At 40.4% G+C, this 14,197-nt stretch carries 5 protein-coding genes; 2 read left to right on the forward strand and 3 right to left on the reverse strand.

All coding sequences use genetic code 11. The features are described from left to right. Nucleotides 1-3: 3 nt before the first annotated feature. Nucleotides 4-3,063, forward strand: a complete 3,060-nt coding sequence (locus tag KNP79_RS12250) for a hypothetical protein (protein ID WP_215192574.1) — start codon at nt 4-6, stop codon at nt 3,061-3,063. Continuing rightward, the gene (locus KNP79_RS12255) at nt 3,060-7,724 is read left to right on the forward strand and encodes a DEAD/DEAH box helicase (RefSeq protein ID WP_215192576.1); all 4,665 of its coding nucleotides are present in this window, start codon (nt 3,060-3,062) and stop codon (nt 7,722-7,724) included. The genes KNP79_RS12250 and KNP79_RS12255 overlap by 4 nt, the downstream gene beginning before the upstream one ends. Before the next feature lie 39 nt (nt 7,725-7,763). On the opposite strand, the gene KNP79_RS12260 is transcribed toward KNP79_RS12255, so the two are convergent. From KNP79_RS12260 to KNP79_RS12270, 3 genes are read right to left on the reverse strand one after another with little or no spacing between them, the layout of a single operon-like run. Further along, nucleotides 7,764-10,754, reverse strand: a complete 2,991-nt coding sequence (locus tag KNP79_RS12260; RefSeq protein ID WP_215192578.1) for a type I restriction endonuclease subunit R — start codon at nt 10,752-10,754, stop codon at nt 7,764-7,766. A 15-nt stretch (nt 10,755-10,769) separates the two neighbouring features. Then, nucleotides 10,770-12,011, reverse strand: a complete 1,242-nt coding sequence (locus KNP79_RS12265; RefSeq protein WP_215192580.1) for a restriction endonuclease subunit S — start codon at nt 12,009-12,011, stop codon at nt 10,770-10,772. Continuing rightward, nucleotides 12,008-14,020, reverse strand: coding sequence for a type I restriction-modification system subunit M (locus tag KNP79_RS12270; RefSeq protein WP_215192582.1), 2,013 nt, complete (start codon nt 14,018-14,020; stop codon nt 12,008-12,010). The genes KNP79_RS12265 and KNP79_RS12270 overlap by 4 nt, the downstream gene beginning before the upstream one ends. Between the last annotated feature and the right edge of the window lie 177 nt (nt 14,021-14,197).

The raw sequence follows: 14,197 nt of genomic DNA on the forward strand, positions 1-14,197 counted from the left end.
ATTATGTCCGAGTTCAATACATCTCTGAAAGAAAAAGAATGGTCAACTTATTGGAAAGAACATGATTTGCATTTTGTCCATGAACTTCCACTTAAAAATGAAGAAATCGTAGCGGTTCAAGATTGGTTAAAACATCAAATGACTTATCAGCGTCATTCCTCTGCTTCTCTCGTTACAGAGCGTCTTTGGCGGCTCTATCCACTTACTTGCTTGATTGGGACGTCGATGATTGCGCTGCATCAAGAAGACCGAGGATTTTGGACACTATTTAGCGACTATTACTCAGTCAGTAGCAACTTTGTCGGCTATTGGAAAACCACAATGCATCAAACGTTAATACATCGACATATATTCACTGCAGTAGACGGTAACTTAAAATATTATTTAACCGCTTTGATTCATTCAGGTATCACTTCTGTGTACGCGCTTGAGAATATCTATAACCATTTTATAAGCCATGTGATTGAAGATCGAAGACAGCTTCCAAGTGCGATCAAACAAGTCACACAAAATGAATGGCCCTGGAACGAACAGCTAAATAAGCCTGTAAAACTATACATTGAACAGAGCATCAATAACCCAGAACCCTTATTGCGTCTTAAAGAGTTCTTTATGGAACAACGAAAAATTCAATCGTTCCCACCTTTTATGCGTAACAATCTGCAAATCATACAAGCCATCGTGAAGAAAGACCAACAGCGGCGCTCCCGTCGGCAATTCATCTTTTGGGACGAGCTCGCATCCCGTCCTCGCATTAAGCTTCCTAAGATTTATCGAGAAGATGCCAAGTCAGCTTATTGGCGAATTGGTGACACTACGGTCCAGTGTAGCCGCGAAATGTTGCCACACGCCATTCGATTCCATCCGCATGATTCAATCGTAGATTTTTCTCCTCATATTACTACGGCTTGCATCACGATTGACGGAGAAGATGAGGTTTATGAATTACCCTCTACTTATCCTATGGTCTTTAAACAGAAAGAGCAGAGTGAACAATGGGAGCTGCTCCGAGGAAAATATGTGACTCCAGGGACAGAAATAATTATCGTTAAACCAAGCAGTTACTCTACAAACGACTCCTATCATCCTATCTCAAATCCGAAGTGGCATGAATATGAGTACAAAAAATTACAACTGAATGAAGACGTTGAACTTTATTTCCATACTCCGGATCAAACGATTTATCGACAACTCGTCACATCACCACGCGCTGAAGTAACAATTGACACCCGACCGCTCTTTTATTCCGACCGAAGCCATTACACCGATTTTCCTTCTCTAAGATTTCACGACCTAGATATTCATGACTTGCTTCATTGGAAAGTAGAAGTAAAAGACAATGTGTTTGGGTTAGAAGATTTCAATGGTGCATTTCGTCAAGATGAAGATGATGTATTGCTCGATATCCGAGCTCTTAAGCTCCATCGAAATTTACTCGAAGACGTTACGCTGAACCTTCGAAACACTGAACGAAATGACATCTACAAATTTCATTTCACTCTATTACCACAAGACTTCTCTTACAAAATGAGTCAAGGGTCAATCCAATTTGAGTCAAGACACTTGCAACGCGTACGCGTTGATCAAAAATCATATGCACCTCATCAACAGAAAGTAACGATTCCACTCCATGAGGTGAATGACTCCGTTTCGTTAACGTTAACGATTGCAGGTCACCCATTGTACACTACATCTTTTAGCAAGACGTTTTACGAATATGAAATCATCTCTTCCGAAGGCCGACACCAAACGTTTACACAAGAGGAGATACAGTCAATTCTGATTCGGGTGACGACTCGCTTTCAATCCGCTGAATCAATCCATGCGCATTTGATTGTTAGAAATCAAATGCAGGAGGAACATGTTCCTATCCCATTAAAACGAAATCGAATATCAAATTTGGTCTCTCTTTCAATTTGTCAGCATGTCATCAATCGTTTTCAATCTGGACAAATTACGTTAAGTATAAATGGCCAGACAGAATTGATTGGCCATTTTACCGATGAGCTCCATTCGCTCCTATCTATGGACGAATCGTATACGGTTCATTTATCACATCCGCTACCGTATGAGATTAGTTTTAAAATCTTTCATCCCTACTCCTTAGAAAACGAACCTCATATCTTTACATTCGAACGAGGCAAAACCTATAAATTGCTTCATCCATTTCCTGATTCTCGAGTCATTGTAAATGGCATGAAACAAGAGGAGTCAAGTTGGTTCGATGATGACACAGAAATCCTATTTCCGAAGCTAATTCAAAAACTAGATCATATCGAAGTTTATCTGTTTATCGATTCACTAGATGAGACGACTTGGGGAACGTTCATCGATAAGTTAAACCAATATGGGGCTGCTTATTTACGAGCGCTCGAATCGGTCGCTAATCCATTACTCATTGAAAAGGTACTTCGCTCTCCTGATTTGATTGAAATCTTACTCACTCGGTTTGACGCCGAGAGAGTCTCTTGGGAACGCTGGGTTACGCTATTCGGTGTGTATTTATGGAAATATGAACACCAGAAACGTTTTTACGAAAAGGCCGGAATGCACCCTCTCGTCCATTCCGAATTTGGTCACCTTCAAACATTTTCAGCTTTAAATCCTGCGAATCGTCAACAGTTGCGACAGCAATTTAGATTAGTTCGGCCACAAGACGCACACCCTCTAGAATATGATGTTCTTGACAGTTGTAATCGATATTTAGCAGACGAATTTTACCAAAATCCAACTCAATTAATGGGCTACAAACAAGATGCCCAAACTCAGTTAAGTTGGATTGAGTCTAAACTGGCTGAACGACAAAAAGAAATTCCACTTCGTGTCCAAGAGTTGTTGTCAAAACGAACGTTCCCACCAAAAATTGAATTAAATCAATATCCCACTTTCTTATATGTTTCTGCACAGACGAAACTCCTGGCACTAGGCACAAAGCCAAATTTAAGTGTTAAAGGAAAGTTGAAAATCTATAAACGGCTCAATCAAATTCCCGCATTGTCGATTAAAGATGTATGTCATAACAGTTATCATTTCGTCACAGCATGGGAGGACAAGCAGCTATGAGTATTCACCCGATTCAAGCAACCGCTCGTCTGCAAGACAGATACATGGACTACCTGACTTCTTATTTTAAGATCAACGATGGCGACCTCAATCAGCAATTTATTGACGGTTTAAGACACGACAAACAGTTTTTAAAAGGACCTTATCTTGAAGCAACACTCCCTTACAAGCCAGGTCGGCAAATTACTGACTTAGTAGATGACGGGACCGTCCACCCCGACATTACCCGCTTTCTGCCAGGTGAGGACAACTTTCGTCTATATCTCCATCAGGAACGAGCGATTCGAACCGCAAAAAACGGTCAGTCTTTTGTCGTCGCGACCGGAACGGGTTCGGGTAAAACAGAAAGTTTTATTCTTCCGATTTTCAACCACCTTCTAACACAACGTGACAACGGGCAGTTAAACGATGGTGTGAGAGCCTTATTACTCTATCCAATGAACGCCCTCGCCAATGATCAGCTCGACCGCCTACGTGAATTGCTAAAGGATACCCCAGATATCACGTTTGGTCGATTTACTGGGGAGACGATCGAGAAAACGCAAGATGCTCGGAAGTCATTCTATAGTCAACATGGCAAAAATCCATTGCCGAACGAACGATTATCACGAGAAGAAATCCGTCGCAATCCGCCCCATATCCTGCTAACGAACTATGCCATGCTTGAGTATTTAATGATGCGTCCTGAAGATAATGCTTTGTTTTCTGGGCACTATCGAGACCATTGGCGCTTTGTCGTACTCGATGAAGCTCATACGTATGATGGCGCGACTGGAGCTGAAGTCGCTATGTTGCTTCGACGTCTCCGGACCGAAGTCGAACAACAAACACCCCTTCAATTCATCGCCACCTCAGCTACACTCGGCTCTTCTGAACAAGCCAAACGAGATGTGATGTCGTTTGCTGAAAAGTTGTTTGGTCAGCCTTTCAGTTTAGAATCGGGGCAGTTGATTACATCCGAACGCATTGATTATGATGAATTATACACAGCAGTTGAACTACCTGATCCGTCCGTTTATACCTACTTGAAACGTTGTTATGAACAGGACGAGTCTCCTGACATTACCGAATACAACTACCTTAAATCATATGAAGGTTTTCCTAAATCTCTAATTTACGAGTTATTGGCACACGATCGGCGTTTACATCGTTTACGCAGAAATTTGAGCGATGTGCACTTACTATCTGATTTGGCAAATGACATCTTCCCAGACGAATCTCACGAGCAGGCGCTTGAGTATTTGATTCAATTGATTGACGTGGCTACGTTAGTAAAAGATGATACCCGTCCGAAGTTACTACCAGCTAAGTATCATACGTTCTTCCGCGCGTTAGAGGGGGCATATTTAGAGTTCTATCCGACAAGAAAGTTGCATCTGTTCCCAAAACAACAGTCTGAAGATGGTCATCCGATTTATGAAATTGGCGTTTGTCGACGGTGCGGAGAAATACATGGTTACGGTCACTCGCCTCACGCCGGTCACATTCATTCAAAGAGCAGTAATGGCGATGCCCCGAATGTGTTGTTCCGCCTTTCTACGGATGAAAAAACAATCACTTCTGATTTAGAGGACGAAGAAGAGACGAAGGTGTCTATTAAAGAGTGGTGTCCTGGTTGTGGAGCTACTAAATTTCCGGGAGAACAACATGAACCTTGTGACTGCCATGTGCCCTTACAAAAGGTTCAAACCATCAATCTACAAGAAGAAAAACCAATCTGTTTATCTTGCGGTCTTACTTCTCTACGAACCGATGCGATTCGACCATTTTATACCGGGGCAGATGGTGTGACTTCCGCTTTGGCTGCTCAACTGTATCAAGAATTGGTCATTGGCAATCCGAAACGTCAAGAAAATCAGAAACAGATAAAAGATAGCTGGTTTGATGACGAAGAAGCAGCAGAGACTACAGAAGAACAACTCACGTACGAAAAACAGAACTTAATCGTCTTTTCAGATTCCAGACAAGATGCCGCTTTCTTTGCGCCGTTTTTAGATCGCACGTACCGAAATTACTTGTGGCGTTCTTACTTTTGGCGTGCCATCGAAAATCGCGAAGGGCTGATTTCGATTGAAGAGTGGAAAAATATCGTTATCAATCTTCCGGGATCTCGTTCAATTCATCGGTTTGAAGAACTAGACGTCGAGCAAGAAGTAAAGTTGCGTCTATTCAGAGAGTTCATTTTAAGTGATGACGATTTTTCGCTCGAAAACCTTGGCATGATTGGATTTGAATTATCTCTTCCAGCTGACAAAAAAGCCAGACTAGAACAGTTAATCAGCAAAAACTTTGAAATCAGACACGAACACGCCTGGGCCTTTTTAATGACAGTCTTCTATTATTTGCGCTTACAGGCCATCGTGAGCATCTCTAAAGATTTGAATCGTAAGCATATAATTCTTGCGCCCAAACAATATGAATATGGGATTGTAGCGACAGGCGGACGTCCTACGAACTATGTAAAAAACTTTGTCCCCGAACGAACAAATGTCTTTCTACAATTGTTTGAACGCTATTACTCAAAATATGGAGTGCCTTATACTACCGAGGACGTAAAGCGCAAACTGAATGTTTTTTTCACAAAGCTGCTCACAGACCCGTCATCTCCGCTAAATGATCTGTTTGATTACTTACCGCCTGAACACAATCGATCAGAGCTTTGGTCGCTACAAGCTTCACATTTCAAAGCGTATCGACCTCAAACGGTGTATGAATGCTCGCTTTGCAAGACGGTTCATACGCATGATGCAGGGATTTGTAAGACGCGTAACTGTGATGGTCAGTTAAACGAAGTGCGCGTGGAAGAGCTAGAACGGGGACAACATTATCGAGAGATGTATCGTGACTTACTTCCAATCGATATGGTAGTAAAAGAACATACGGCCCAACTCTCCAATAAACTTGGCCAACAATATCAAAATGAGTTTATTCGTCGTGAAATCAATGTACTATCCTGTTCAACGACGTTTGAGATGGGCATCGACGTCGGAAGTTTAGAGTCCGTGTTTATGCGAAACGTTCCGCCGAAAACAAGCAACTATATCCAACGGGCAGGACGGGCAGGACGAAGTTCTTCCGCTGCTGCGTTCGCATTAACGTTCGCCCAGAAAAAATCACATGACCTCACTTACTTTGAAAACCCAAAGGACATGATTGCGGGTAACGTCAAAGCACCGATCTTTTCATTAGAAAATGAAAAAATCATTCGCCGTCATATTCATGCTACTGCTTTGGCTCTATTCTTTAAAGAACGTCGTGAATTTTATGGTAACTGTCAGACGTTTTATCGCTTTAACGAGTCTTCTGAGAAAGGACCTGAACAGTTCATTCAATGGTTGGACTCACATCCAGCTCACTTAAAGCAACAGCTCTTCTCCATCGTCCCGAGTTCGCTCTATTCCATTTTTGGGTTGGAAGATTGGCGTTGGATTGAAGTAGTAAAAGATGAAGATGAAGCATTTTATATTGCGGCACTCCAATATGAAACTGACTTAAAGAGTTTAATGGACATCCATGCTGAGAAAACGAAAGACTTAGGGTTAGGCGATACGTATGCCAAAATGATTAAAACGCTTAAAGACGACTCTCTAATCGGCTATCTATCCAGTAAAGGATTCTTACCGAAGTACGGCTTCCCAGTCGATACGGTCGAAATGAAGCTAATGGACAAATCAAATCGCTCTAACTTGAGACTTCAACGGGATTTGAAATTAGCCGTATCGGAATATGCGCCTGGCAGTAAGTTAGTCGCGAACGGCATGTTGATTGAATCAACTGGATTAAAACTGATTGATGGAAAACAATTGCCGCTTCACCACTACACTTACTGTAAAAGCTGCAACAAGTACACGTATGTTGGAAAGTATGGCGTCAATGACGAAACTGAAATTCCTTGTGACAAATGCATGGACCCTTTAAGAGTTAAATACTATGCGATTCCAAAGTTCGGCTTCTATGGAAAAGCGAAAGAATTGAGCACGGAACGCCGGCCAGACAAAACGTATGGTTCACGGGTCTTTTTCGCAGATCACGCTGAGGAATCAATTCAGCCTTTACACGTCGAAGGCAATGGCTACAAACTAGATTATCTATATTCTCACTATGGGAACCTATCTATCGTCAACGACAACAAAGGGCAGCAATACTTTGTGTGCGAATCATGCGGATCACATGTGGATCATAAACGTACTCACACATCTCCACTCGGACATAAGTGCTCCTCTAAAAAACGACTCACTGTTCGAAATGCCCCGATTTCATTAGGGCATCAATTTACGACGGACATTTTACGGATGAGCTTCAACTTCAATAACGGCAGCTTTCTATACGAATCAAACCAAGCCCATTCTCTCTTGTACGCGTTGATTCGCTCAGCGAGTTATGTGCTTCAAATTAGTGAAGACAGCTTAGGTGGCGTCATTCATTACGTGTCTGCCACAGGTACGTATGATTTGATTCTATACGATGATGTTCCGGGTGGTGCCGGCTTCGTCCGCGCTGTCAGTGAACGGTTGCCTGAAATTATGGAGCATGTGAAAGATAGTATTCAACATTGTACGTGTGATGCGGATACGAGTTGCTACACTTGTTTGCGTTCGTATCGCAACCAATATTTGCATGATCAGTTAAAACGACATTACGTCATGGATTTGTTCGTATGAAAAAATGGTGTGTCTGCGTTTACGCGGACACACCATTTATTAACTATTCACTTCCCCATACACTTCATTCATCATGTCTTCCATAACCACGGTTTTAAACTCATCGTTCTCTAGGATCTTCAAGAAAAACTCTTCATTGCTACTCATCCGATCAATGACAAAGTTAATGAACGTCTTCTCGAATGCGAATTTAAAATTCTCTTTTGTATTGTTCTTTGCCTTTTCACGAATATCTTCACTGTTTAACATGTCTTCTTTTACTTGCTCACGAGAAAGAAAGTCAGTTTCCGTGAATTGGGTGCCAAAGCGTTCATTTAACTTGTCTAATACACTTGATAAGCGGACTTTTTCGTCATCTCCTGAGCCACCTATTCCATGCTTTTGAGGATTTAAGTCGTATCCACCTGTTTTCTCAAGCTCGATGCCGCCTTCAAACACTTTTTGGTTGCGATAGTATTCAAGCGTCACATCATCGGCCAAGTAAACATCTTTGTCATCTCGACCTCGAGGTAACTTACGCAGTAAATACGTCAGATAAATATACAACTTGTGTAAGTCTAAATCGATGAAGGTGATGACTTGTAAAATGAATCCGTAAGTCCGTGCAAACTTCGTGGCTACTTGTTTAAACGCATACTGTTCTTCGTCTGAAAGGTTTTTAAATCGGTCTACACCTTTATCAAGAATCGCATTCAACTCAATCTGAGCTTTTGCGGACTTGTTCGCTCCACCTGTCACTTCGAGTTCGTTGACCCTTTGCACTTCTTCGGCCGTGAATAATTGATATGGTTCGATTTCAGCCTGCATATCATACAAGATGTTCGGGTCAGTCACTTCAGATAAGCTCGTCGATTCATAATAAGGTTGGAACGATGCCTGAATTTCTTCTGGTTCATTTACAAAATCTAGTACGAATGTATCTTCTTTACCGGGGCAAGTCCGATTCAAACGAGACAAAGTTTGAACCGCCTTTATACCGCTTAACGGTTTATCTACATACATCGTGTGGAGGAGTGGTTCATCAAATCCAGTTTGATATTTTTCCGCTACTAGCAAGACTTTATATTCATCGGAGTTGAACTTTTCCGGGAGCTCTCTTTCTGAAAACTGATTCATATCCGGCTCTGTGTAATTGAGTCCACCGTCTTGAACAGTTCCGGAAAACGCCACCACCGTTTTCAAGTCATTGTACCCCATCTCATTAATATAACGATCAAAGGCGACTTTGTAGCGTACGGCGTGCAATCGGCTCGCCGTTACCACCATTGCTTTGGCTCTACCTCCGATTTTACGCTGTACAAAATTCCGATAATGCTCAATGATAATTTCTGCCTTCTGCGCAATACTATGTGGGTGCAGAGACACGTATTGAGCCAATTTCTTCGTTGCTTGCTTTTGTGAGACTTCTGGATCATCGTCTACGGTTTTCGCAATTTTCCAGAACGTCTTGTACGTCGTGTAATTCTCGAGAACATCTAGAATAAAACCTTCTTCGATGGCTTGACGCATCGTATACTGATGGAATGCTGCCGGTTTACCGTCTGGACCGACTGTCCCAAACTTTTCTAGTGTCTTTGGTTTCGGAGTAGCCGTAAACGCGAAGAATGACACATTATCTTGTTTTCCACTCTTCATGATGGCTTCTACGATTTTCTCATCGACATCATCCAAGTTATCCTCGGCAATCCGATCTTCTTCGTATGCTGCTTCTAACGTCTTATCGGATAAGACGTTTGTCAGAGCGGTCGATGCTTTACCACCTTGAGAGGAGTGCGCTTCGTCAATGATGACTGCATACTTTTTACGTTCTAGCCCCGCCACCTTTTCTAATACGAACGGAAACTTTTGAAGTGTTGTAATGATGATACGTGTCTCATTGTTAATCGCCCGTGCGAGTTGGTCAGAGTTTTTATCAATTGGTTCAACCATCCCAGCCTTATGCTCTAACTGATAAACCGCGTCCTGCAACTGTTTGTCTAAGACGCGACGATCTGTAATAACGATGACGCTACTAAAAATCGATTCGTTGTTCTCGTTATGTAATTTCGCCAATCGATGGGCGAGCCATGAAATCGAGTTCGTTTTCCCGGAACCAGCAGAGTGTTGGATTAAATAGTTACGACCAACGAGATGACGAGATACATCTGTCTCAATTTTACGCACTGCATCCAATTGATGAAAACGAGGGAAGATGAGCATTTGGCGCTCTCCAATGGTCTCACCGTTTGAATCTTTGATGTCATCTTTCTTTACGAAAATGAAGCGATAAAGGATATCAAGGAGGCTATCAGGTACTAAAATCTCATCCCACAAATAATGGGTCCGATAATTGCTGTTCTGAGGTAAAGGGTTTCCTTTGCCTCCCTGATTGCCTTTATTAAAAGGTAAGAAATAGGTTTTCCCTTTATCGAGCTTTGTGGTCATGAACACTTCGTCCGGATCAACAGCAAAATAAACTGCCACTCGTTCATTAAACTTAAACAGTTGCTCTCGAGGATCTCGATCATCCTTTAACTGTTTCATCGCATGTCCCACTGTTTGATTCGTTAGCGGATTCTTTAGCTCCATCACGACAAGTGGTAGACCGTTTAGGAACAACACCATATCCAAACTATTGTTATGCTTGTCGCTATAATAGACTTGGCGAGACACATTGAAACGGTTTAATTGATATTGTTCGTTCAACGTCTTGTTCATATCTGTTGGTGGTTTATTGTAGGCAAGGTTTAACGTTACACCACGATCTTTAATGCCTTTACGTAAGCACTCGACTAACCCTTGCTTATGCAATTGATCTTTGATACGTTTTAACACTTCTTCTTTGTAAGAAGGACCATACGACTTCTCAAGCGTACGCATACGTTTTTCCTGCGTATCCTCTAAAAATGCAAATAGTTCCTCTACGTCGATAGCATGCTGCTTAAAAGCGACACTTGCGTCACCTTCCAGTACACGCTTTTTATAGCCATTTTCAATTAACTCAGTTTCAATATTCGATTCAAACCCTTTTTCCGAAGTATCCATTGCCATGACAACTCACCTCACTTAATCAAGTTCCATATCACGTACATCAATCTTGCCTGTAACTGCTTCGTAAATTAGGGCTTGGCGGTATTCTTTTAGTTTTTTTAACTGCATATCTATAAGATTAACCGTTGTATCAATTTGAGCTAATTTCCTATCTAAGTAAAGTGCTATTTCTCGTTGTTCTTCTATGTCTACAGTATAAACAAAATTAGAATTTTGAATGTTTTTTCTATCTAGTGTTGGCACAGCAGTTTGCGTACTTAAATTACTCATATCTAATGACTTCAAAATATAATAAATATATTTCATATTATTTTTTTTATTATCTTTTACATATATACATGTATTGTGAGCCCAAAAATCAGTTTCCACATAATTTACTTTCCCCACACTCCCACTACGACCTACCGTTACATTCGGTCCTTTAGTAGTAATTGTATTATGATAGCCCATTATACCATTTGAAGCATAAACAGGAATTTCGCCTTCATTAAATTCCTCATGTGTTAAATCATGACCTCGCTGTAAAATAAATAGATTTTTTAACTTACTAACTTCCCAAAGCTCAGGAACCTCACCAATCCACTCAACACCTGAGTCTTTCATTTTCACATTAGGATTTAAACCTTTTGTAACAGCTTCTGTGATGATTGATTGGCGTTGTTGTTCTAATTTTTCTATCTGTTTTTGTTTTAAATCTAACAAAGTATCTATTTCGTGAACCTTACCATCTATAAACAAGCCAATTTTTGTTTGAAGACTTGATGGGATATCTGGGATTTTTATTGATCCTATAGTTTCTGTATTAAGATTTAATTGAGTCCCCATCTTTCCAAGTCCTTTATATGGTGCACCTGATTCAAAGATATAGTAGAAATACTTTTTATCACCCTTATAATCTGGAAAATATACGAATCCATCATGAATGCAACATTTTATATTGGTTATACAAGGTTTACCTACTGTACCTGCAATACTAACAAAAATATCTCCAGGTTCTCTCTTTACACTTAACGATGCACCTAATTCAGACATTTTTTGAGTTGTTTGTTCTAAGTACATTCCTGCATTAGAAACATCAGCAATACGAACCCATGCATATTCTCCATCCTCATCAAAATACTTAGGGTCATCAATCGGACGTGGTGAAGCACCTCTCTTAATTGAAGTCATCCATTTAATTTTTTTTACATCCCAATCAGTAGGAATTTCTCCAATCCACTCTATTTCACTTGATTTATATTCCTCATACGTTTTCATCCTATCACCTTCTTCAACTGCTCAGCAATCTCCGCTTCCAACATACGAATTTCATCCATAATTTCTGCTGAACTACGTAATGCTGTGTATTTATAAAACTGGCGAGTAAATGGAATTTCGTAGCCGATTTTTGTTTTCGTTTCGTCAATCCATGCATCAGGTACATGAGGTAACACTTCACGAGCAAAGTAATCCTCAATATTTTCTTTTAATGGCACGTTTTCTGTATCACGTAAATCTGAATCAGGCTCGATATCTGTTTTGTTTTTCATACATACATCAGCTGTTTCATCTTTTTCAGCAAGCCCTGCTAAAATCGCTTTTAATACAGGTGCGCCAATTGTTATATCCGCTTCTTTAAAGGCAATCTTTAGCACCTTCGTAAACTCGTCGCGATTTTTATATATTGTATCGCTTGCTAACGTGCGCAACACATATAAAATTTGCGTTTGAAGCTTCTTACCTTCTTCGACTTCAAAGTGACCTGCATCACCTTTTTTCTTCGACGTTGCTAAATTCACAAATCCCTTTTCTTCAACGACACGTGCTAAACGCTCTTCGTTTACGTGAAAGTTTAGGCGTAATGGACGCTCTACTGTAATTTTCGCATAGCCAAAGTCTGCATTATCAAAAATCTTTACGTTTTTATGTGGCTGCGCATCCCCGTATAAACGTACAATTTCATTGATTTGCTCTTCTGTAATTTCATTACGCTTGCTACCCATAGACTTTTTCATCTTTTTCGAGAAGTCTACCGCATTAACTAAACGTACCTTTCCTTTATGAAGTGGAGACTTATTATTTGTTAGGATCCAAATATACGTTGAAATACCTGTGTTGTAGAATAGATCATTTGGTAACGCGACGATACCTTCTACTAAATCATTTTCTAATACATACTTTCGAATTTCGCTTTCACCAGAACCAGCATCTCCTGTAAATAAAGGAGATCCGTTCATAATAATCGCCAAACGTGAACCTTGTGGATTTTCAGGTGTTACAGGCTTCATTTTCGATAATAAATGCATTAAAAATAGTAGTTGCCCATCACTCGTGCGCGGTGTCCCTGGACCAAACCGTCCATTGAAACCTTGTTGCGCATGTTCTTCTTTGATTGGTTTCTCATACGATTTCCAATCTACCCCATATGGAGGATTTGAAATGAGATAATCAAATTTTTCACGGGAAAACTGGTCGTTTGACAATGTGTTTCCTAAACGAATATTTCGTGCATCTTCCCCTTTAATGAGTAAGTCAGCTTTACAAATCGCATATGATTCTGGATTGATTTCTTGACCGAAAAATTCCAAGTGTGCCGTTGGGTTTTGACTTAAGAGATAATCTTGAGCCACAGAACCCATTCCGCCAGTCCCAGCAGCACAATCGTACAACGTTTGTGTTAAACCTGGCTTGGTAAGGACACTTGCATCGTCATGTAAAAATAAAAGATGAGTCATTAACGTAATCACTTCCCGAGGCGTATAATGGTCCCCTGCTTCTGCATTTTCATTAAAACGACGGATTAGTTCCTCGAATACATAGCCCATCTCAATGTTGGATACCGTCTCAGGATGTAGGTCGATTTCGCTGAAACGTTTAATCGTTAAGTATAATAAGTTGTTTTGATCCAACTTATCGATTTGACGATCAAAATCAAAATGATCCATAATGTCTCGCGCCACTTTCGAAAAGCCGTTTATGTAATCGCGTAAGTTGTCAGCGATATTATCTGAATCTGTTAATAACTTATTAAAGTCATATTTACTCGTATTATGAAAATTTTGCTTAGAGACCCGATTCAAAATGGGTTCGCGTGCTTCTTCACTCATTGATGAAAATTTATCAGCTTTTTCTAATACTTCTTCTTTCGTACTTTCTAAAACACAGTCAAATCGGCGTAATACGGCTAATGGCAGTACAATTTTCCCGTAGTCTTCTGGTTTGTATGGTCCACGTAAAACCTCTGCGATTGACCAAATAAAACTTACTTTGTCTTGAAAATTAATCATTTTAAATACCTCATTCTATATTTATTAAAAATCTATCGTTTACAAATCAATTAATTTCTAGTTTTCTGGAAGATTGCTTATACTAATTGGCTCATCACCATAAGGTGTGGTTGACGCATAAAATCCATCAGATTTTGAATTGAACATAGAAAAAAAGCGAAAACCCCGGTATCGTAA

The sequence above is a fragment of the Exiguobacterium sp. s7 genome (assembly GCF_018618195.1).
In the GTDB taxonomy this organism is placed as follows: Bacteria; Bacillota; Bacilli; order Exiguobacteriales; family Exiguobacteriaceae; genus Exiguobacterium; species Exiguobacterium mexicanum_A.